The following is a 21,260-nucleotide window of genomic DNA, read 5'->3' as shown; positions in this document are numbered from 1 at the left end:
GAAACTGTTTTACAGGCGGCTATCTGTGTGATAATGCACGGCTTTAACCAGTCATAGATTTACCGGGTATAGAAATGGACGAGAACAAGAAAAAGGCGTTAGGCGCCGCATTGATGCAGATCGAGAAACAGTTCGGCAAAGGCTCGGTCATGCGCATGGGCGATGTCGCCGCCAGCCGCGATATCGCTGTCGTATCAACCGGCTCGTTGTCGTTGGATATTGCCTTGGGCGTGGGCGGTCTGCCTCGCGGCCGGGTGATCGAAATATACGGGCCGGAGTCGTCCGGTAAAACCACCTTGACTTTGCAAACCATCGCCCAGATGCAAAAACTGGGCGGCACTGCTGCGTTTGTCGATGCCGAGCATGCGCTGGATCCCGTCTATGCGCAAAAAATCGGCGTGAATATCGATGACTTGTTGGTGTCGCAACCGGATACCGGCGAGCAAGCATTGGAAATCACCGACATGTTGGTGCGTTCCGGTGCGGTCGACATCGTGGTGATCGACTCGGTGGCGGCATTAACGCCCAAAGCCGAAATCGAGGGCGACATGGGCGACTCGCACATGGGCTTGCAAGCCCGTCTGATGTCGCAAGCCTTGCGCAAACTCACCGCCAATATCAAGCGTTCCAATACCTTGGTGATTTTTATCAACCAATTGCGGATGAAAATCGGCGTGATGTTCGGCAACCCGGAAACCACCACCGGCGGTAACGCACTAAAATTTTATGCCTCGGTACGGCTGGATATTCGCCGCATCGGCGCCATCAAAAAAGGCGACGAAGTCATTGGTAACGAAACCCGCGTTAAAGTGGTCAAAAACAAAGTCGCGCCGCCGTTCAAACAAGCCGATTTCGAGATTCTGTATGGCGAAGGGGTGTCCTTTTTCGGCGAACTGGTTGATCTGGGCGTGGAATTCGGCTTCGTGCAAAAATCCGGTTCCTGGTATAGCTACGGCAACGAGAAAATCGGTCAGGGTAAAGACAACGCCAAACAGTTTTTAAGAGATAACCCGGATAAAGCGGTGGAATTGGAAAAAGCCATTCGCGAAAAAGCTTTTGCAAAATTAGCGACCGTGGCACCGGCCCATGAAGCAGACGACGCCGAGTTTGTCGACGGCGATTGAGCGCAGCCAACAAATAAAAGCGGTTTGTCTGCGATTATTGGCCCGGCGCGAGCATAGCCAAAAAGAATTGCTGGATAAGCTGGCGCTGAGAGGTTTTCAGCGCGATGAGGTTGAGCCGGTCATACACGAAATGGCCGAGCAAAACTGGCAAAACGATGTGCGCTATACCGAATGCTATGTGCGGCAACGTCTCGCCAGCGGCTATGGGCCAATTCGTATTCGTTATGAGTTACAGCAACGTGGCATTACCGATGTCGATTTGGATGAACACGCCGAAGAACAAGGCGGCTGGCACAATCTGTTGATGGATGTGTACTGTAACAAATACGATGACGAAAAGTCGCTGACGCAAAACGAATGGCTAAAACGCAGCCGGTTTTTGCAGCAACGCGGCTTTAGCGGCGAGATGATCAAACGCTTGTTTGCGGAATTGAAAATTAAATTAAATTCGCGAGGTGGTTAATGGCTAATACCTTGAATGAAGTGGAATTGTTGGAACAGCGAATCGCAGCGTTGGATAACGTAGCCTTCGCAAAATTGCGGGATTGGTTTGTCGAATTTGAGCAAAGACGTTGGGATCAAAAGATCGAAACGGATGAGTCGGAAGGAAAGCTGGATGCTTTAATCAACAGTGCATTAACTGAGTATCAGTCAGGTATGGCTCGCGAGCTTTGAAACATCACGCGTCATCGGCATTTTGGACGAGTTATGGACAATTGCCGGTTGAAATCCAGCGGTTGGCCGACAAAAATTTTGAATTGCTCAAAATTGACCCTAGTCAACCTTCGCTACAGTTTAAAAAAGTGGGCAAAGTTTGGTCGGCGCGAATTGGCATTAGCTATCGTGCCTTGGCGGTTCCGGTGCCTGAAGGCTTTTTGTGGTTTTGGATAGGCAGCCATGCGGAATATGACAAGTTAATTGGATGGTGATGGTAATCGGGATATTTTAGTAGTCCGTAGGATGCGCTGAACAAAGTGAAGCGCATCAATCGCGACCAACACGCCTCCTGTAGTCGATGCATTTTACGGACTCAAAACAAATAATTTTTGGCTCGTACAAGGTAAAAGTAAAGGTCAGTTATGCTCAGCAATGAAATCAAATCATTATCAATCAGCGAACGCATGCATTTGATGGAAGAAATCTGGGACAGTCTATGTCATGAATCCGTCCCGGTTGAATCGCCCGCTTGGCATAAAGAGACTCTTGATGTGCGGATGGCACGAGTGCTTTCTGGTCAAGCCAAATTTATGACCTTGCAAGAGTTAAAAGATAGCACGTAGGATGTGCTGAACAAAGTGAAGTGCATCAATCGCGACAGAGCCATCAGCTTCTACAAACATTCGTTAAAACAAAAATCGAACTAATCACCATGAAAAAAATGACCAGTGCCGAATTGCGGACCGCCTTTTTGGAATTCTTTCGTCAACACGGCCATGCCGTGCGTCCTTCCAGCTCCTTAGTGCCTGGAAACGATCCGACTTTGCTATTTACCAATGCCGGCATGGTGCAGTTTAAAGACGTGTTCTTGGGTAGGGAAAATACAGATTTCACTCGTGCCGCCACCAGTCAGCGCTGTGTGCGGGCCGGCGGCAAGCATAACGATCTGGAAAACGTAGGCTACACTGCGCGCCATCATACTTTTTTCGAAATGCTGGGTAATTTCAGCTTCGGTGATTATTTCAAACAAGACGCCATTCATTACGCATGGGATTTTCTGACCAAGGAACTCGGCATTCCGGCGGAACGTTTGTGGGTGACGGTATTCAACGAAGATTCTGAAGCCGAAGCCATCTGGCTGGAAGATGTCAAAATCGACCCGAGCCGTTTTTCTCGTATCGGTGCCAAAGATAATTTCTGGTCCATGGGGGATGTCGGTCCGTGCGGTCCGTGTACCGAGATTTTCTACGATCACGGCGAGCATGTTGCCGGCGGCCCTCCAGGAAGTCCGGATGAAGACGGCGACCGCTATATCGAAATCTGGAATCTGGTGTTCATGCAATACGACCGCGACAAGGACGGCAATCTGACCCCACTACCTGCACCATCCGTCGATACCGGCATGGGCCTGGAACGGATTGCGGCAGTATTACAGGGCGTACATAGCAATTACGAAATTGATTTATTCCAAAACCTGTTAAAAGTCGCCGCCAAATTGGCCGGCACTAGCGATTTAACCAACAGCTCGTTGCGGGTGATTGCCGATCATATCCGCTCCTGCGCCTTCATGGTGGCAGACGGCGTATTGCCTGCCAACGAAGGTCGCGGTTATGTGCTGCGCCGCATCATTCGCCGCGCCATCCGCCACGGTTACCGTTTGGGCATCCGGGAAGTTTTCTTCTACCAACTGGTTGCGCCATTAGTGGCCGAGATGGGTGAGGCCTATCCGGAGCTGACCAAGGCCCAGGAACAAGTCGAGCGGGTGCTGAAAAAAGAAGAAGAACGCTTCGCCGAAACCCTGGAGCAAGGCATGAAAATTTTGGAAGCCTGTGTCGCTAAACTGGAAGGCAGGGTGATACCCGGTGATGTGGTGTTTCAGCTCTATGATACCTACGGCTTCCCGGTGGATTTGACGGCCGATTTCGCCCGTGAGAATAATCTCAGCGTCGATCACAACGGTTTTGAAGTGGAAATGAGCGCCCAGCGCGATCGCGCCCGTGCTGGCGGCAGTTTTGCGGCGGATTACGATCAGGACATCAAACACGATAGCAATACCGAATTTACCGGCTACTTCAATTTGAATGGCTCAGTCGAGATCATCGGTTTGTACAAAAAAGGTCAAGCGGTAGAGAGTCTGGAAGCCGGCGACGAAGGGGTGGTGATTTTAGATCAAACCCCGTTTTACGCCGAATCCGGCGGCCAGGTCGGCGATACCGGTCTGATCGAATGCGACGGCGCGATATTCGAAGTGCACGATACCCAAAAACAGGGCGGCAAGCTGTTCCTGCATAAAGGTAAGGTTTTACAAGGTACCATCGCCAGTGGACAGGCCTGCGAAGTCAGCGTGGACGCCGAGACTCGCAAAGCCACCGAACGCAACCATTCCGCCACCCATCTCTTGCACGCCGCCCTGCGCAGTACCTTGGGCGAGCATGTGGCGCAGAAAGGCTCGCAAGTGAATGCCGAGCGCTTGCGTTTCGACTTCTCGCATTTCGAGCCGATGACGGCGGCGGAAATTGCTATTATCGAAGATATGGTCAACGAGCAAATTCGGTTGAATAATCCGGTGGCAGCTGAAGTGATGGCCAAAGACGAGGCCATGAAAGCCGGTGCGATGGCTTTGTTCGGCGAAAAATACGGCGACGAAGTACGGGTATTGAAAATCGGTGAATTTTCCACCGAGCTGTGCGGCGGCACGCACGTAGATAGAGCCGGCGACATAGGTTTGTTCAAAATCATCGGCGAAACCGGGGTTGCAGCCGGTGTACGCCGATTGGAAGCCGTGACCGGTAAAGCGGCTTTGGAATGGGTAGAACAACGCGAAAATGCTTTGCAAAACATTGCCGGTTTGTTGAAAACCTCGCCGGATAAAGCCGCAGATAAAGTGCAGCAACTGGTGGAAAAAAACCGTGCGCTGGAAAAAGAACTGGAAAAACTGCAAGCCAAATTGGCCAGCTCGGCGGGCGATGAAATGACCAGTCAGGCCGTTGAGGTCAATGGCGTGAAAGTGCTGGCCGTGAAACTGGATGATGTCGATCCCAAAGCCTTGCGCGATTTGGCTGATCAACTGAAAAATAAACTGGGTACTGCTGCGTTGGTGCTGGCGGTCGTCAACGGCGATAAAGTCAGTCTGATCGCCAGCGTATCGAAAGACACCATGGGCAAGGTCAAGGCCGGTGATTTGGTCAACTTCGTCGCCACTCAAGTCGGCGGCAAAGGCGGCGGCAGGCCGGATATGGCGCAGGCTGGCGGGAATGATCCGACTAATCTGGCCGCTGCGTTGCAGGCGGTGCCGGAGTGGGTGAAGGAGCGTTTGGGGTAATTGGTTTTTGAGTTGGTGGATTGTGATGCCCTATGTATCCATGTTTTTTGGAATCATCATTCGGATGTTTCATAACGATCATAATCCGCCGCATTTCCATGATGAATACCAGGGACAACGAGGTTTATTTGGCATGGATGGCGGTATGATAAAAGGCAATATTAACTCTAAGACTGCTAAAAAATTGATTCAGGAATGGGCGTTGATGCATCAGGAAGAATTGATGCAGAATTGGCAAAAAGCCACGCAAGGCAAACAGATCGATCGAATTGAACCTCTTAATTAATGGAGAATGTCATGCAATATATGCCTGTCGTCATAGAAGCTGAATATTTATCCGATTATAAAATCAAGTTGACCTTCGATAATGGCGAGAAAAGGATTGCCGATTGTTGTAAGTGGTTGCATGGTGAAGTTTTTGAGCCTCTGAAAGACAAGCAATATTTCCAAAAATTTTTCGTCGATGGCTGGAGTATATCCTGGCCAAATGGGGCCGATATTGCGCCAGAGACGCTGTATGAAGAGGGCGAGATTGTTTGAGTTAATGTGCCGCTATTGCGATGGGCTGTTTTGAAGTCGGTTCTCGCGATGATCCTGTGCGCGCCAAGGTTTTGGCGGTCGTCAGTGGCGACAAAGTTTGTAGGCCAGAATAAGCCGGTAGGCATTTCTGGTAAGCAGGTATCAGTCGGAAATGCTTCGCTTATTCCGGCCTATTGAGCCTGCATCGCCTATCGGGCAATTGCGTTAAATACCTTCGGTGCTCGACGCGGCATAACGGGAGAAAAACCCATCCCAATGTAGGTTGGGTTAGCGATAGCGTAACCCAACATTTCGAAGCGGAAATCGTTGAGTTATTGTTGGTTTTTGTAGGCAGAGTTGAATGAAATGAAACCCAGCTATGATGTTTTTTGCTGGGTTTCGCGTTGCTCTACCCAGCCTACGGCTCTGAATGGTTTATTTGTCTATGCAGCCGTGGATTATTTGGAAGTCGGTTCTCGCACCGACGAGCGAGATACTTTTCTTTGCTTATCCAAAGAAAAGTATCCAAAAGAAAAGATACCCGGATGCCGCGTTGATCCTGCGCTCCGAAGGCTTTGAACGGGGTTTTCCGAAGGGGCGTCCCAGCCCCTACGTAAAACGCGATGCATCCTTGCATCGCCCCTATCGGGCAAATCACTCGGTACATCCCTGTGCCTCGCCCTTCGGGTGCTACACATGCAAATCGGCTGTCCTGCCGATTTGTCCGTTCAAAGCCTCCGGTGCTCGGCGCGGCATAACGGGACAAAAAACCATCCCAATGTAGGTTGGGTTAGCGATAGCGTAACCCAACATTTTGGAGCGGAAATCGTTGAGTTATTGTTAGTTTTTGTAGGCTGAGTTGAATGAAATGAAACCCAGCTTTGATGTTTTTGCTGGGTTTCGCGTTGCTCTACCCAGCCTACGGCCCTGTTTTGAAGTCGGTTCTCGCGATGATCCTGTGCGCGCCAAGGTTTTGGCGGTCGTCAGCGGCGACAAAGTTTGTAGGCCAGAATAAGCCGGTAGGCGTTTCTGGTAAGCAGGTATCAGTCGGAAATGCTTCGCTTATTCCGGCCTATTGGGCCTGCATCGTCTATCGGGCAATTCCGTTAAATACCTTCGGTGCTCGACGCGGCATAACGGCAGAAAAACCCATCCCCATGTAGGTTGGGTTAGCGATAGCGTAACCCAACATTTCGGAGCCGCAATCGTTGAGTTACGGTCGGTTTTTGTAGGCTGGGTTGAATGAATGAAACCTAGCGTTGTTTTTTGCTGGGTTTCGCGTTGCTCTACCCAGCCTACGGCTCTATCCCTCCTCAACTAGAAAAATGGTTTAATGATTGCGGCTTGCATGGGGCGAAAAAATTAAATTTCACAAGGATAATGTAAGTGCTAAATATTGCGATCAAAAGAATTATTATCATAGGTCTATCATTATTGATGGTGGCCTGTGCTGCTAGCGGTCAATTATCACCTACTCAGAAAGATTCAGATGCAAAAAAATTTTATCATGTTGTGGGTAAAGCTAGGATTTATGTTATTCGCAGAGGCGGGTTTGGTGGCTCTGGAGCACTAACACACATTATGATTAATGGGCGATTGGCATCAACCGTCGGTCCAAATAACTATTTTATGTTTGATGTTGTAACAGGTAACTATATTTTTAATGTATTGGGTTTGGCTTTTCAAGGCGGGCAACCTCACCAATTTGAAGTTAGTGCTGAAAAAAATTACTTTATCGAAGTGAAGCACCTTGAAGGCACATTTAAACTCCTTTCAACGGAAGAAGGAGAGCAAGCAGTAAATGATGCCAAAAGAGTTGAAATAAATATAGATCCTAACCATATTTGAGCAAATTTTCATTGTTCCTACGTTAGATTTGCCTTCAAATATCAGGATGGATTTTTCCCGTATGACGCGCCGAGCACCGGAGCTTTTGGCGGGTTAGCCCGAAGGGGCGATGCAGGGATGCATCGCGTTGACGAAGGGGCAGGGAGCCCCTTTCGTCAACCCCCGCCGAAAGCGAGGAGCGGAGGATACAAGCGGCGTCCGGGTGTCTTTTCTTTTGGATACTTTTCTTTGGACAAGCAAAGAAAAGTATCTCGGCTGTCGGTGCGAGAATCGACATTAAAATAATCCGTCGCGATAGCGACACATTATTAAGACAGGCTAAATTAACCAAAAGAGGCCCTGATCATGTTGACATACCAAACCACAGACAAAACAGTCAATTTAAGCTTCTCCAAAGAGTTTTTACCAGCTCATGAATTGACAAGACTGATTGAGATGCTGCGGATCAAAGAGCTGATTTCAAAAAGTCAAATGACCGATGATGACGCAAGCTTGCTTGACAATGAACTGAAAGAAAATTGGTGGCGGGAAAATCAAGAAAAGTTTCTGGCAAAAATTAAATGAAACCGGTGATTGTCGATACCAATATCGTTTTTTCGGCGTTGGTGAATAAAAATTCGAAAATAGCCAATGTCTTATTGCGCTCTGAGCAGCCATTGCTAATGCCAAAATATGGTTTTGTCGAACTATTTAAATACAAAGAAAAAATCTGCGTATTAAATACAAAGAAAAAATCTGCGTAGTCAGTAAACATTCCCAGGATGAAATCTTGGAACTGCTTTACGAACTGATCCGGCATATTGATTTCTTTGATGAAAATAGTATTTCAGTCGAGGCATTACAAAAAAGCATGGGCATTGGTTAAAGACGTGGATGCAAAAGATTTGTTATTTGTGGCGTTGAGTATAGAAACGGATGGCTTGTTATGGACGGGCGATAAACAGTTACGAACAGGTCTTGCCGCAAGAGGTTTTGATGCATTCTTTTTGCCGGAAAAGCTGCCGGATAATTTTGTATCGGATAAATAAGCTGCGCGCGGTAAAATATTCACGTTATTGGTAACGCTGGCGAGCAAGTCATAAGCTGCGCAAGCGTTGATTGATGAAAATGCTCGAAATTCTCCTCACCCTCTCATCTATGGAGAGGGCGTAATAAACGCCAAAAAGGTCTATAAAAAACATGGCATTGTACGTCTATAAATTTGGCGGCACTTCTGTTGGTACGGTCGAACGTATCAAGGCAGTGGCCGAGAAAGTCAAGAAAGCCCGAGATGCGGGCGATCAGATTGTGGTGGTGGTGTCCGCGATGAGCGGGGAAACCAATCGCCTCGTGGCGCTGGCGAAAGAAATGCAGGTGCAGCCAACCGATCGTGAGCTCGATGTGCTGTTATCTACCGGCGAGCAGGTCACCATTGCTTTGTTATCCATGGCGCTGCATAACGTTGGTGTGGATGCCCGTTCTTACACCGGAACACAGGTCAAAATTTTAACCGATAGCGCGCATACCAAGGCCCGTATCCGCGAGATTGACGAAGCTAACATGCGTGCGGATTTGGATGCCGGTCGGGTGGTAGTGGTAGCCGGTTTTCAGGGCGTGGATGAGCACGGCAACATCACTACGCTGGGCCGAGGTGGCTCGGATACCACCGGCGTGGCGCTGGCTGCGGCATTGAAGGCTGATGAATGCCATATCTATACCGATGTGGATGGTGTTTACACTACCGACCCGCGCGTGGTGCCCAAGGCCCGCCGTCTGGAGCAAATTACTTTTGAAGAAATGCTGGAAATGGCCAGCCTGGGTTCCAAAGTATTGCAAATCCGTTCGGTCGAATTCGCCGGCAAATATAATGTCAAATTGCGAGTGTTGTCTTCGTTTATGGAAGGCAATGGCACCCTAATTACCTTTGAGGAATCAGAAATGGAAAGAGCGTTAATTTCAGGCATCGCGTTTAACCGGGACGAAGCCAAGCTGACTTTGACCGGTGTGCCTGATTTGCCGGGCGTAGCATCGAAAATTTTGGGACCGATCGCCGCAGAGAATATCGAAGTCGATATGATTGTGCAGAATATCTCCGCTAACGGCACCACCGACTTCACCTTTACCGTCAATCATAATGATTTTGCCCGCGCCAAAAATGTATTGGAAGGCTTGCGCAATGAGTTGGGCGGCAATACCCAAATTATCGGTGATACGGGTGTCGTTAAGGTCTCTATCGTCGGTGTGGGCATGCGCTCGCATGCCGGTATCGCCAGTACCATGTTCAAAACCCTGGCCGATGAAGGCATCAACATTCAAATGATTTCCACCTCCGAGATCAAAATTTCCGTGGTTATCGACGAAAAATATCTAGAACTGGCCGTGCGTTCGTTACATGAAGCCTTTGGCTTGGATCAGGAATAAGGCTGTTTTTGAAGTGCCGGTGTTTTAATCGAAGCAGGTCGGCCCGGTTTGCTAAGGGCGGGTGTATTCGATGTTTAAGCCATCGAGACTTTAGCGGTCGGGCGGTCTGAGCGTTTTGCGCTTGACTTGACGTTGTTATTGCCCTAGTTTGATTTTGCTTTTATATAAATCCGCTGCCAATAACAATAACAAACTCGCCATGACCTTAAAGCAACTAGCATCGACACCGTTCTATTTCTTTTCTCCGCGCTACATGCAGTGCTTGCAGTTCACCGCGGAGGCCAGGCAGTCATGAGTTTACGGGTAGGGATAGTCGGGCTGGGCAGAATAGGCGGCGGGGTTTTGCGGAATAATTTCGTTCAGGCTGCGGGCGGAAAATATGATATTCGGGTCGTTTGCGACGTGATGCCTATCGATCATGTCGCCTATCTGATTGCTCACGACAGTACTTACGGCCGGCCGCCGTTTACGGTGGATTATGAGGGCAGCGATCTGATTTTGGGCGGCAAAAAAGTGCATTACCAACGCGTCGACCGCCGCCGCAGTCCGCCGGAAAAGGATAGTTTTGCCCCGCTCAGAGAGTTCGAGCTGGATGTGTTGTTCGATGCCACCGGTACTGCGTCGATTAATGATTTTCGGGCGCTGATTCAGCAAAAAATTGCCAAAAAAATTCTCTGTACCTGGAACGTTGCCGGTTGCGACATCAGTGTGGTATTTGGCGTCAATCATCGGAACTATGACTCGGCCTTGCACGATGTGATTTCCGCCAGTACCTGCACCGGCAATGCGATGGTGCCGCTGTGCTACATCCTGGACAAGCATTTCGGCATCGATTACGCCCGCATCATCACCATACATCCGGCACTTTCGGACCAAAAAGTGTTGGATGGTTATCACCCATCGTCTCAATTGGGCAGGGCTTGCGCGGTGTCTATTGTGCCGACGCCCACCAATGTCGGTAAATCTACCGCACTGGTATTGCCGGAGTTGGACGGCAAATTGGATTCGCTGTCCTACCGAGTGCCGACTGCCATTGTTTCGGTGATCGACTTTACCGCCAATCTGTCGCGGGATACCTCCCGCGAGGAAATATTCGAATTGTTCAACTCATATGCCGCCGGTACGCTTAAGGGCATTATTCATTGCGAATATGGAGCCTGGGGGCATCAGAAGGCCAGTGTCGATTATCAGGGCACACCCTATTCGGCTATCGTGTTGATGGAGCATCTGACGCTCAGTAACCGCCGCCAGCTCGGCGTGGCGTTGATGCATGATAACGAGCACGCATACTGCAGTCGAGTATTGGATGTTTTGGGTGTGCTGGAAAATCGCCAAGAATGATGCTGGCGATCCAGCATCAATGGGCGGTTTGTTATTGCAGTCGACGCATTAAATATTGGCCGTTAAGCAGGGCTTGTTCGGCGATAAATAGTTGCCATTTCAAACGGTCGCCGGCTTGCGCATCATTGAATGCCGCGATGTAGCCGTTTCGAATGGTTTGATGGGCGGCGATATTCAGCAGGGGGAAGCCCTCAGTCAATAAAATCAGATTCATCAGCAGGCGTGCGCATAATCCGTTATTGTTTTGAAAAGGTTGCAGCGATAACACCCTGAGATGAGCTTCGGCGGCGAAAAGCAACGGGTGCAGAAATGGGCCTTCCAGGTTGAGCCAATGCAGGTGTTCCGCTAATAATTGCGGAATCTGGTCGGCTTGCGGCGCGGCTTGATCGTTAAGTAGATGGGCGGCTTGGTTGCGGTAAGCGCCGCCGGTTTGATGTTGCAGTCCGCGGCAGAGCATGATCTGCAGTTTTTGCAGTGCGCTGGCCGATAGCAAGTTTTGTTCGGCGGCCTGTTCGCGAATGAACTGAATGGCTTGGTAATGGTTTAATGCCGTCAGATTTTCCGCCATTGATTTGCCGGGCAGCATCAGGCCGTTTCTGATCACCATGTCGGTTTCGGCTAAATTCAGGCTGCTGCCTTCCAGGGAATTGCTGTCGTGGGTGTAGGCGATGTCCAGGCTTTGTTGTAAAGCCGGGTCGAGCTCAGGTGACTGCAATTGCAGTTCCGCTTTAAGCAGATCGATTTCGGCGAGCAACAAATCCAGGCTATCGGTAGCGGACATCGGTAAGTCTCCTGAACCGGTGTTAACTCGGCAGCGTCACGCCGCGCAGTTCATAAAATTCCCGCACGAATTCGTCGAAACGTCGCTCCTCTATGGCCACGCGAATGCTTTGCATCAGTTCCAGATAATAATGCAGGTTGTGTATGGTGTTGAGACGGGAACCCAGCATCTCCTTGCATTTATCCAGATGCTTCAAATACGCGCGCGAGTAGTTGCGGCAGGTGTAACAACCGCAGTCTTCATCCAGCGGTCGGGTATCGAATTGGTATTGGTTGTTGCGAATTTTGATCACGCCGAAACGGGTGAATAAATGGCCGTTGCGGGCGTTACGGGTCGGCATTACGCAATCGAACATATCCACGCCGCGGCGCACGGCTTCCACCAAATCTTCCGGGGTGCCGACGCCCATTAGATAACGCGGCTTGTCTTGCGGCATGTCCGGCATGATGGCATCCAATGTGGAGAGCATTTCATGCTTGGGTTCGCCGACCGACAGGCCGCCGATGGCGTAGCCGTCGAAGCCGATATTGGTCAAGCCGTTGATAGACTCCCGGCGCAATTCCGGAAACATACCGCCTTGCACGATGCCGAATAACGCGGAGGAGTTACCTTCATGAGCGCGTTTACTGCGTTCCGCCCAACGCAGCGACAGACGCATCGAGTCCGCGGCTTGCTGGTAGGTGGCCGGGTAGGGCGTGCATTCGTCAAAAATCATCACGATGTCGGAGCCCAAATCGCGCTGTACCTGCATGGATTCTTCCGGACCCATGAAAATCTTGCTGCCGTTGATTGGCGACTTAAAGGTTACGCCTTGTTCGCTGATCTTGCGTAGGGCGCCCAAACTGAAAACTTGAAAGCCGCCGGAATCGGTCAGAATCGGTTTTTGCCAGCGCATGAAATCATGCAGGTCGCCATGGGCTTTCATGACGTCCATGCCGGGGCGCAACATTAAATGAAAGGTGTTGCCGAGGATGATTTGCGCGCCCAATCCCAGCAGGTCTTCCGGCGTCAGAGACTTAACTGTTCCATAAGTGCCGACCGGCATGAAAATAGGGGTTTCCACCGTCCCGCGATTAAATGTCAGCTGGCCGCGGCGGGCCTGTCCATCGGTGGTTTTGAGTGTGAATTCCATAGCGTATAAAAATATAAAATCCCGGCATTATTCGGGCTTGGCAGAATTTGGGCCGAAGGCGCTTAGATATCCATCAACAGCATGGGGATGCCGTAGGTCAGTACAAAATAACTGAAGGCGAAAATCACGCTGATGCTGGTGCGGTAGTTAAAAAATTGTCTGAAAATATAGCTGACGATGGCGATGTACCACGTCACTAGGAATGTCGCGGCGGCAATATTGATTTCCTCGCGCGGTTCGATGTGGTGCATCGTCATCCATAAATCCAGCATTTCGGCGCCTACCGCCAGGGTCATGATGAAGTTTTCGCAAACGAAGATGGATGTGTATAACTGGTTGAAGTAATGCCATTTTTTTTCGAATAACAGCAGGGCGCCTATCGAACTGAAGGCCATGATAAAGCGGCCAAGTACTTCCAGCGTACCGTCGGCCGGGTCTGAAATCAGGCCTTCGACGATAAAACCTGAAATCAAATAAAACGTGACGTTTTTCCACATAAAGGATTTAGGCGGGACTAAATCGGCCGGGTTATTTAGGAACCAACAGCTGGAAAGATACTTCAGCAATAAATTCATGATGTTATGGTTGCACGGTGCGAAGGTTGTAGGTAATTGAAAAATTAGCCGCGCATTATAACCGTCGTGACGAAAAGAAATACCGGAGTTGCGTTTGATTGTGCCGATTTGCGGAAGTGGAGCGGTCGCCGGCTAGTAGTTTTAGGGCGTCAGCCTAAAATACACCGGGATCGGGATATATTGCCGGAATGGATAAACAAGGTCTCCCGCCTGCGCCGTCTCATGCTTTCGTCCTTGAACCGAAGGTTCAAGTGGAAACCAAATCCAGTCAATCAGGCTTCCTGAATAAACAGGCATGCGCACCATGAATGGCAAAAAGTTTCCGGGGTAAAAACAGGTTCAGGAAACACCCAGCATTGCTCGAACGCTGCAGGAGATAGGCTTGCTATTCTAAACAGGTTTAAGGAATTTCTAAAACGTTTTCTATTTTTTGGCGTAAATCGATTAAGCGGTCACAAAAATCGATATCGTTGGCGGTGTTTTTACCGGGGCCGGCATCGTGGGCTAAATTCAAGGCAGCCAATACTGCAATTCTGTCGGCACCGGCGACTTTACCCGTATCGCGGATTTTGCGCATTTGCCTGTCTAGCTCTTGAGCTGTCTGGATTAAACCGGCTTGTTCTTCCTTGGCGCAGGCGATTTTGTATTCTTTACCGAGAATATTCAGCGATACCGCTTGAATGGTTTTGCTCATGAATCGTGTTCCATTGCTTTCAGGCGGGCAATCATGGCCTCGACACGAGCTTTGGCCAGAGTGGTTTTTTCCAGCAGTTTGGCTTTTTCTTTAACCAAGGCGTCTTGTTTAACTTTCAGCGATTTGTTCTCGCTTTTGATTAGATTGTATTGCGCAATCAGCGTATCCAATTTCGCTTCCAGTGATGCTAATTCTGTATAAGGGTCTTTTTCTGATTGAGACATAGCAAAGTGTTGGCTGATACGACATTAAAATCATTAAAAATGGCGAACAATGGTAGCATAAGTGCCAGTTTTAAACAGCTTAAACACAGTAGGAAAGTTAGGAAAATCATGTATCAGGCCGTTAACTCAGTTTTGGAAAAATACGATGCCGACATGGGTGCTGCCGAAGCCCATGGCATGGCGGTAGGAATGTTATGTGTCGAGCTAAAGGCTGATGCGGCAAATTGGCTGCATGAGTTGTTTGCCGATCAAAACGATGTGTTCGATGAGGATAAAACCTTGTTGGTGGATTTATTCGAGCGTAGTAGAGAATTGCTCGAGCCGGAAACCGAAGAATTTGGCTTCGACATATTGTTGCCTGATGATGATGATACTCTAAGCGATCAAGTTGAAGCCCTGCGGGTATGGTGCCAAGGGTTTTTATTCGGTGTCGGCTATGCGCATACCGATGCGGATTGGCCCGGCGAAAGTGCCGAAGTGATGCGCGATTTGATCGAGCTGACCAAAATCGATAGCAATGTCGACGGCGAAGAAGACGAGGCCGCGCTGATCGAAGTTCACGAATATGTGCGTGCCGCGGTATTGATCGTGCGGGACCAATTCGTCGAGTTCAAAAACACCAAACTGCATTGATAGGGATATCCCGATGAAACAAGCCGAATTTAAAAAACGCCGCACCATGCTGATGAAACAAATCGGTAAAGGTAATATTGCCATCATAGCCGGCGCTTCCCATCAAACCCGCAATCGCGACGTACATTACCCTTACCGGCAGGACAGCGATTTTTATTATCTGACCGGGTTTAATGAAGCCGAATCGCTGGCGGTGTTTATTCCGGGTCGCGAACAGGGCGAGTACGTGTTGTTTTGTCGCGAGTTCGACGAAACAAAAGCGCTCTGGGAAGGCGCGCACGCCGGCCTTGAAGGCGCCACCAAGCATTACGAAGCGGATGATTCATTTCCGATCGACGATCTGGATGATATCTTGCCGGGCATGCTGGAAAACAAAGGCAAAGTGTTTTACCCGATGGGCAAGGATAGTGAGTTGGATCATAAGCTATTGGACTGGATTAATAACATCCGCAAACAATCCCGCAGCGGCGTGACCGCGCCTGGCGAACTGGTGTCGCTGGAACATGTGCTGCATGAAATGCGCTTGTTTAAAAGTTCGGAAGAACTCAAGTTAATGCGGCGGGCGGCGGAAGTCTCCGCGCGTGCGCATGTGCGGGCCATGCAGGCCTGTCAGCCGGGCATGTACGAATATCAAATCGAAGCGGAACTGATACACGAATTTATTAAGGACGGGTTACGGGCGGTGGCGTATCCGTCCATCGTGGCGGGCGGCAAGAATGCCTGTGTGCTGCATTACATCGAAAATAATGACAAACTGCACAAAAACGATTTGCTTTTGATCGATGCCGGCGTGGAATGCGATCACTACGCGGCCGACATCACCCGTACCTTTCCGGTATCCGGTAAATTCAGCGAGCCGCAACGATTGCTGTACCAGCTGGTATTGGATGCTCAAGCCGCGGCGCTGGAGCAGATTCGGCCGGGTATTGCCTGGAATATAGCTCATGAAGCATCGGTTGAAGTGCTCACCAAAGGGTTGGTGGAATTGGGTTTGTTGAAAGGGCGGGTTAAAAAGCTCATCAAAGACGAAAAATACAAACAGTTTTATATGCATCGTATCGGCCATTGGCTGGGTATGGATGTGCATGATGTGGGCGATTATAAAATCAAGGACGACTGGCGTTTGTTGGAGCCGGGCATGGTGTTGACCGTGGAGCCGGGACTTTATGTGCCGGCGGATTGCGATAGCGTGGACCAGCAATGGCGCGGTATTGGGATTCGTATCGAAGACGATGTGCTGGTGACCAAGGACGGCCATGAAGTCCTTACCCATGGTGTGCCAAAAAGCATTGCGGATATTGAAGCCTTGATGCAGGGTGTTTAAATGCAACAGCACTACGACCTGATTATCGTTGGAGCCGGGTTGGCCGGAAATTGTCTGGCACTGGCGTTAAAAAACAGCGGTCTCCGCATGGCTATCGTGGAAGCCGCCGGCCGGCAGCAATTAAGGGACTCGCCCGCGGGCGACCGGGCCTTGGCTTTGGCGGCCGGCACCGTGCGGTTGTTGGACGCTTTGGGAGCCTGGCAAGGCGTGGCTGGTAAAGCGACCGCCATTAAAAACATTCATATTTCCGATCGCGGCCACTTCGGCAAAACCCGCTTGTCCGCATTGGAACAAGGCGTGGATGCGCTGGGTTATGTAATCGCCGCCCGCGACATAGAAGAGCACCTGGCCCAGCTAGTCGAGCAAACGGCGGTGACCTGCTTGTATGAAACCCGGGTGGCGGGTTTAATGTCCGGCAACGACGCCGTCAACGTTAGTCTCAAGCAGCATAATCAATCGTTGAATTTGACGGCGCAATTACTGGTCGGCGCCGATGGCGGACAGTCGACGGTGCGCAAATTGCTGGATATCCCGCAACAAATCACCGAATACGGCCAAACCGCGCTGGTCACGACAGTTCAGGCCGGTTTGCCGCATTTAAATACCGCGTACGAGCGGTTTACCGCCCAAGGCCCGTTGGCTCTGTTACCGGTTGCCGGCAGGCAAATGTCGGTGGTTTGGACGCGGGAGCATGAGCAGGCGGAAGCCTTGATGGCAAGCGGCGAAGCCGAATTTATGGCGGAATTGCAGGCCTGTTTCGGCTACCGGTTGGGTGAATTAAAGTTGGCGGCGCCGCGGCGGGCTTTTCCGCTCAGTTTGATTCGGGCCGAAAGCATGGTGTCCGGCAGGGCTGTGATCATCGGCAATGCCGTGCATCAGCTGCATCCCGTGGCTGGGCAAGGTTTTAATCTGGGTATACGCGATGTGGCCGAGCTGGCTGAAAGAGTGCTCGGGCAGCAACAACGGCAGGGTGATATCGGCGGCGCCGATTTATTGAGTGCTTACGCCAAGCAACGCATAGCCGATCATAATAGAACCATAGGATTTACCAATAACGTAGTGCGGATCTTTTCCAACGATTGGCTGCCGGTTGCCGCGTTGCGCAATACAGGCCTGGCTTTTTTAGACCATTTGCCGTTTGCCAAAAAACTGTTGGCCCGGCATGCCATGGGTTTGGCAAAGCCATTACCCAAGTTAGAGAACAACTGATAAACCGGCGTTTTTTCGCGCTATCCTCATAGCTGTTAAAGAAGGAGGTTTCATGCTCATCACCTGTTTACGCCACGCGACCGCCGAATCCCATACCGATCCGATCTCCGATGCCGAACGGGTCTTGGTAAAAAAAGGCAAGGATCAAGTGGTAAGGGTGGCCGAATTTTGCCGAAAACACGCCTTGCTTCCGGCTAAGCTATACAGTAGTCCGCTAAGGCGGGCACAACAGACGGCCAAGTTGCTGCACACGCATTTACCCGATTGTGCTGTTGTCGAGATTGTCGACTGGCTGAGTTTGGGAACGGATCCGCAAGCGATTATTGCCGAGTTGAATATGCTGGAGGATGCCGGCGTGAATGATGTTTGGCTGGTGGGGCATGAGCCGACGATGTCTGAATTGGTTGCCGGTTTGATCAATGCCCCTGACGACAGTATCCTGATCAAGAAGGCGTCCTTGACCCGTATTCAGGTCAATTTTGCCAATGGGTCCGTTGCGCAATTACTCTGGAGCATACCCTGCGGTTTAATGTCGTTGAAATAAGCCGAGTTAGTGGTTTGTTATTTAGGGAGCGTACAATTTTTTTACCGGCGTTTTGTAACCTTTAACGGCTATTGCCCTGATTGAATAGGTTGTTTTCTGGCGACAGGGGCAGTATAGGGTTTATAATCGTCGGCTTTGAATTCAATCACACACTGGAAGTATCATGCTGGGTAAGCTGGTTAAATTGGTAATTGGTAGTCGTAACGATAGGCTGATCAAGAAAAAACGCAAGCTGGTCAAAAAAGTCAATGCCTTGGCAGCTGAATATGAAAAATTGTCCGATGAGGCCTTACAAGCTAAAACGCAAGTGTTTCGCGACCGTTTGGCACAAGACGAAAAACTCGACAGCCTGATACCTGAAGCATTTGCGCTGGTGCGCGAGGCGTCTACCCGTGTGTTCGGCCTGCGTCACTTTGATGTGCAGCTGATCGGCGGCATGGTGCTGCATAACGGCAAAATCGCCGAAATGAAAACCGGTGAGGGTAAAACCCTGATGGCGACGTTGGCGGCTTACCTGAATGCCTTGCCGGGCAAGGGCGTGCATGTGGTTACCGTCAACGATTATCTGGCCCGCCGCGATGCGGAAACCATGGGGAAACTGTACGGTTTTCTGGGTTTGAGCACGGGCGTCATCGTCAGCGATCTGGATCATGATCAGCGCAAGGCCGCCTATGCGGCCGACATCACCTACGGTACCAATAACGAATTCGGCTTCGATTATCTGCGCGACAACATGGCCTTCAGCCTGGAGCAGAAGGTGCAGCGCGAGCTGTTTTTCGGTATCGTCGACGAGGTGGACTCGATTTTGATCGACGAAGCCAGAACGCCGCTGATCATTTCCGGTCAGGCCGATGGCAGTACCGATGTGTATCTGAGAACCAATCAGATCATTCCGCACCTTTCCCGCCAAGAAAAAGCCGATGACCCTGAGAAACAGGATCAAATGCCCGGCGATTATTTCGTTGACGAAAAATCCCGCCAAGTGCATTTAACCGAAGCCGGTTACGAAAAGGTTGAGCAGTTATTGGTCGAGCATGGCTTGATCGAGGAAGGTTCCACGCTTTACGACCTGGCCAACATTCGCCTGATGCATTATCTGAATGCCTCGTTACGCGGCCATGTGTTGTTCCAGAAAGATGTCGATTATGTGGTCAGAAACGATCAAATTATCATCGTTGACGAATTTACCGGTCGGATGATGACCGGGCGGCGTTGGTCGGACGGTTTGCACCAGGCGATTGAAGCCAAAGAAGGTGTGACCATTCAAAACGAGAACCAGACGCTGGCTTCCATCACCTTCCAGAATTATTTCCGTTTATATCAAAAGCTGTCGGGCATGACGGGTACCGCCGATACCGAAGCTTTCGAGTTGAACAAGATCTATGGCCTGGAAGTGGTGGTGATTCCCACCCATAGACCGATGATCCGTAAAGACATGGGCGATTTGGTCTATCTGTCGGCACGCGAAAAATACAATGCCGTCATCGAAGACATCAAAGATTGTCACAAGCGTGGGCAACCGGTATTGGTGGGCACCACCTCAATCGAAAAATCGGAATTGATTGCCGGATTATTGGCGCAGCAAAACATTCCGCACGAAGTATTAAATGCCAAACAACACGAGCGCGAAGCGCATATCGTTGAGAATGCCGGTATGCCGGGCGCGGTAACTATTGCAACCAATATGGCCGGGCGGGGTACCGACATCGTGTTGGGCGGGAACTTGAGCGCCGAACTGGCCGCATTGGGTGAAGAAGCCGGCGAAGCCGAAAGGGAAAAAGTACGCGGTGCCTGGCTGGACAGACATGAAAAAGTTATCGCAGCTGGCGGTTTGCATGTGATCGGCTCCGAACGGCATGAATCGCGCCGTATCGATAACCAGTTGCGTGGCCGTTCCGGCCGTCAAGGTGATCCCGGTTCCTCGCGGTTTTACTTATCATTGGAAGACGATCTGATGCGGATTTTTGCATCGGAACGCGTGGCCGGTTTGATGCAAAAACTGGGCATGCAGGAAGGCGAGGCTATCGAACATCCCTGGGTAACCCGTTCCATCGAAAGCGCCCAACGTAAGGTCGAGGGCCGTAACTTCGATATCCGTAAGGAAATCCTGGCTTATGACGATGTCGCCAACGATCAACGAAAAGTGGTATATGCGCAGCGTAACGAACTGATGGCTGCCGAAGATATTTCAGACATCATTTCCGCCATCCGTTCCGATGTGATTAATGACGCCATTACCCAGTTCATTCCGCCGAAAACCATGGAGGAGCAGTGGGATATTGACGGTCTGGAAGCGTATGTGCGGCAAGACTTGAACATGCCTTTGCCTATTGGGCAGATGCTGGACGCCGACCGCAATTTAAACGAGCCTAAGTTGCGGCAATTAATCGTCGAAAAAGCCGAGCAGGAAAGTGAAGCGAAGGCGGCCTCTATCGGACAGGATGTCATCAGACATTTCGAAAAATCCGTGATGCTGCAAGTGCTGGACAACAGTTGGAAAGAGCATCTGGCGGCCATGGATCAATTGCGTCAGGGCATCCATTTGCGTGGCTACGGCCAAAAAGATCCCAAGCAGGAATACAAGCGCGAAGCGTTTGAAATGTTCAACAACTTGTTGAGTCAGATCAAAGTGGAAGTGGTGACGATTTTGGCTAAAGTCCAGGTCACCAAGGAAGAAGATGTGCAGGCCATTGACGAACAGCGCCAGGCGCCGATGGAAATGCATTATGAACATGCCGAAGCGCATTCCGCTTTCGAGCCTGAACCGGAGCAATCGCCACCGGCAGCAGAACCGGAAACCACCGAACAACCGTTTGTCAGGGAATCGCAAAAGGTTGGTCGTAACGATCCCTGCCCTTGTGGTTCAGGCAAAAAGTTTAAACATTGTCACGGTAAATTGAGCTAGAACGGCGATTCAATTTCCGATAAGCGAT

Annotated in this window: 21 protein-coding genes, 1 other RNA gene and 1 pseudogene; 17 read left to right on the top strand and 6 right to left on the bottom strand. The window is 50.3% G+C overall.

Translation table 11 applies throughout. The features are described from left to right. Positions 1 to 74: 74 nt before the first annotated feature. The 12 genes and pseudogenes from recA to M0R33_RS01580 all read left to right on the top strand — a co-directional run bounded on the left by recA (position 75) and on the right by M0R33_RS01580 (position 11,211). Positions 75 to 1,124 (top strand): recombinase RecA, encoded by a 1,050-nt coding sequence (gene recA, locus M0R33_RS01635; protein WP_292564069.1) that lies wholly within the window; start codon positions 75 to 77, stop codon positions 1,122 to 1,124. Continuing rightward, the gene (locus tag M0R33_RS01630; RefSeq protein WP_292564066.1) at positions 1,087 to 1,587 is read left to right on the top strand and encodes a regulatory protein RecX; all 501 of its coding nucleotides are present in this window, start codon (positions 1,087 to 1,089) and stop codon (positions 1,585 to 1,587) included. The genes recA and M0R33_RS01630 overlap by 38 nt, the downstream gene beginning before the upstream one ends. Then, positions 1,587 to 1,799 carry a hypothetical protein gene (locus M0R33_RS01625; RefSeq protein WP_292564063.1) on the top strand — a complete coding sequence of 71 codons (213 nt, stop codon included), beginning with the start codon at positions 1,587 to 1,589 and terminating at the stop codon, positions 1,797 to 1,799. Before M0R33_RS01630 ends, M0R33_RS01625 begins: the two co-directional genes overlap by 1 nt. 404 nt (positions 1,800 to 2,203) lie before the next feature. Continuing rightward, positions 2,204 to 2,404, top strand: a complete 201-nt coding sequence (locus tag M0R33_RS01620) for an addiction module protein (protein ID WP_292564060.1) — start codon at positions 2,204 to 2,206, stop codon at positions 2,402 to 2,404. An 89-nt stretch (positions 2,405 to 2,493) separates the two neighbouring features. Continuing rightward, positions 2,494 to 5,103: an alanine--tRNA ligase gene (gene alaS, locus M0R33_RS01615; protein WP_292564057.1), complete on the top strand. Its 2,610-nt coding sequence runs from the start codon at positions 2,494 to 2,496 to the stop codon at positions 5,101 to 5,103. A 7-nt stretch (positions 5,104 to 5,110) separates the two neighbouring features. After that, positions 5,111 to 5,389 carry a DUF4160 domain-containing protein gene (locus M0R33_RS01610; RefSeq protein WP_292564054.1) on the top strand — a complete coding sequence of 93 codons (279 nt, stop codon included), beginning with the start codon at positions 5,111 to 5,113 and terminating at the stop codon, positions 5,387 to 5,389. Between the two features lie 11 nt (positions 5,390 to 5,400). Next, the gene (locus M0R33_RS01605; RefSeq protein WP_292564051.1) at positions 5,401 to 5,643 is read left to right on the top strand and encodes a DUF2442 domain-containing protein; all 243 of its coding nucleotides are present in this window, start codon (positions 5,401 to 5,403) and stop codon (positions 5,641 to 5,643) included. 1,365 nt (positions 5,644 to 7,008) lie between these two features. After that, positions 7,009 to 7,470, top strand: coding sequence for a hypothetical protein (locus tag M0R33_RS01600; protein WP_292564048.1), 462 nt, complete (start codon positions 7,009 to 7,011; stop codon positions 7,468 to 7,470). A 345-nt stretch (positions 7,471 to 7,815) separates the two neighbouring features. Continuing rightward, entirely contained in the window at positions 7,816 to 8,034 is a 219-nt protein-coding gene (locus tag M0R33_RS01595; protein WP_292564045.1) for a hypothetical protein, read from the top strand. Further along, positions 8,031 to 8,498, top strand: a pseudogene (locus M0R33_RS01590) (PIN domain-containing protein). Before M0R33_RS01595 ends, M0R33_RS01590 begins: the two are co-directional and overlap by 4 nt. Positions 8,499 to 8,649: 151 nt before the next feature. Beyond that, positions 8,650 to 9,870 carry an aspartate kinase gene (locus M0R33_RS01585; protein ID WP_292564043.1) on the top strand — a complete coding sequence of 407 codons (1,221 nt, stop codon included), beginning with the start codon at positions 8,650 to 8,652 and terminating at the stop codon, positions 9,868 to 9,870. A 291-nt stretch (positions 9,871 to 10,161) separates the two neighbouring features. Beyond that, positions 10,162 to 11,211: a glyceraldehyde 3-phosphate dehydrogenase NAD-binding domain-containing protein gene (locus M0R33_RS01580; RefSeq protein ID WP_292564040.1), complete on the top strand. Its 1,050-nt coding sequence runs from the start codon at positions 10,162 to 10,164 to the stop codon at positions 11,209 to 11,211. A 31-nt stretch (positions 11,212 to 11,242) separates the two neighbouring features. Here the strand turns inward: M0R33_RS01580 and M0R33_RS01575 are convergent, their stop codons facing one another. From M0R33_RS01575 to M0R33_RS01550, 6 genes are all read right to left on the bottom strand, one after another. Continuing rightward, positions 11,243 to 11,992, bottom strand: coding sequence for a Fic family protein (locus tag M0R33_RS01575; RefSeq protein WP_292564037.1), 750 nt, complete (start codon positions 11,990 to 11,992; stop codon positions 11,243 to 11,245). A 22-nt stretch (positions 11,993 to 12,014) separates the two neighbouring features. Then, a complete protein-coding gene (gene tgt / locus M0R33_RS01570; protein WP_292564035.1) occupies positions 12,015 to 13,124 on the bottom strand; it encodes a tRNA guanosine(34) transglycosylase Tgt in 1,110 nt (369 codons plus the stop codon). 62 nt (positions 13,125 to 13,186) lie between these two features. Further along, positions 13,187 to 13,699 carry a hypothetical protein gene (locus M0R33_RS01565; RefSeq protein ID WP_292564032.1) on the bottom strand — a complete coding sequence of 171 codons (513 nt, stop codon included), beginning with the start codon at positions 13,697 to 13,699 and terminating at the stop codon, positions 13,187 to 13,189. Positions 13,700 to 13,898: 199 nt separating this feature from the next. Continuing rightward, a non-coding RNA gene (gene ssrS / locus M0R33_RS01560) (6S RNA) lies at positions 13,899 to 14,078 on the bottom strand. 21 nt (positions 14,079 to 14,099) lie between these two features. Next, the gene (locus M0R33_RS01555; protein ID WP_292564029.1) at positions 14,100 to 14,393 is read right to left on the bottom strand and encodes a cell division protein ZapA; all 294 of its coding nucleotides are present in this window, start codon (positions 14,391 to 14,393) and stop codon (positions 14,100 to 14,102) included. Next, positions 14,390 to 14,617, bottom strand: a complete 228-nt coding sequence (locus M0R33_RS01550; RefSeq protein ID WP_292564027.1) for a TIGR02449 family protein — start codon at positions 14,615 to 14,617, stop codon at positions 14,390 to 14,392. The genes M0R33_RS01555 and M0R33_RS01550 overlap by 4 nt, the downstream gene beginning before the upstream one ends. Before the next feature lie 108 nt (positions 14,618 to 14,725). Here M0R33_RS01550 and M0R33_RS01545 point away from each other — a divergent pair, with 108 nt between their 5' ends. The 5 genes from M0R33_RS01545 (at position 14,726) to secA (ending at position 21,232) form a co-directional block, all read left to right on the top strand. Next, positions 14,726 to 15,250, top strand: a complete 525-nt coding sequence (locus tag M0R33_RS01545) for a UPF0149 family protein (RefSeq protein WP_292564024.1) — start codon at positions 14,726 to 14,728, stop codon at positions 15,248 to 15,250. Positions 15,251 to 15,263: 13 nt separating this feature from the next. Next, positions 15,264 to 16,574, top strand: coding sequence for a Xaa-Pro aminopeptidase (gene pepP / locus M0R33_RS01540; RefSeq protein ID WP_292564022.1), 1,311 nt, complete (start codon positions 15,264 to 15,266; stop codon positions 16,572 to 16,574). Further along, positions 16,575 to 17,783 (top strand): 2-octaprenyl-6-methoxyphenyl hydroxylase, encoded by a 1,209-nt coding sequence (gene ubiH, locus M0R33_RS01535; protein WP_292564019.1) that lies wholly within the window; start codon positions 16,575 to 16,577, stop codon positions 17,781 to 17,783. A gap of 52 nt (positions 17,784 to 17,835) precedes the next feature. Next, positions 17,836 to 18,327 carry a phosphohistidine phosphatase SixA gene (gene sixA, locus M0R33_RS01530; protein ID WP_292564016.1) on the top strand — a complete coding sequence of 164 codons (492 nt, stop codon included), beginning with the start codon at positions 17,836 to 17,838 and terminating at the stop codon, positions 18,325 to 18,327. Positions 18,328 to 18,490: 163 nt separating this feature from the next. Further along, on the top strand, positions 18,491 to 21,232 hold the full coding sequence (gene secA / locus M0R33_RS01525; protein WP_292564013.1) for a preprotein translocase subunit SecA: 2,742 nt from the start codon (positions 18,491 to 18,493) through the stop codon (positions 21,230 to 21,232). Positions 21,233 to 21,260 lie beyond the last annotated feature (28 nt).

The organism is Methylomonas sp. (assembly GCF_023228165.1).
GTDB lineage: Bacteria > Pseudomonadota > Gammaproteobacteria > Methylococcales > Methylomonadaceae > Methylomonas.
The sequence above is the reverse complement of the archived record's forward strand: the minus strand, read 5'-3'. Positions and strand labels throughout refer to the sequence as shown.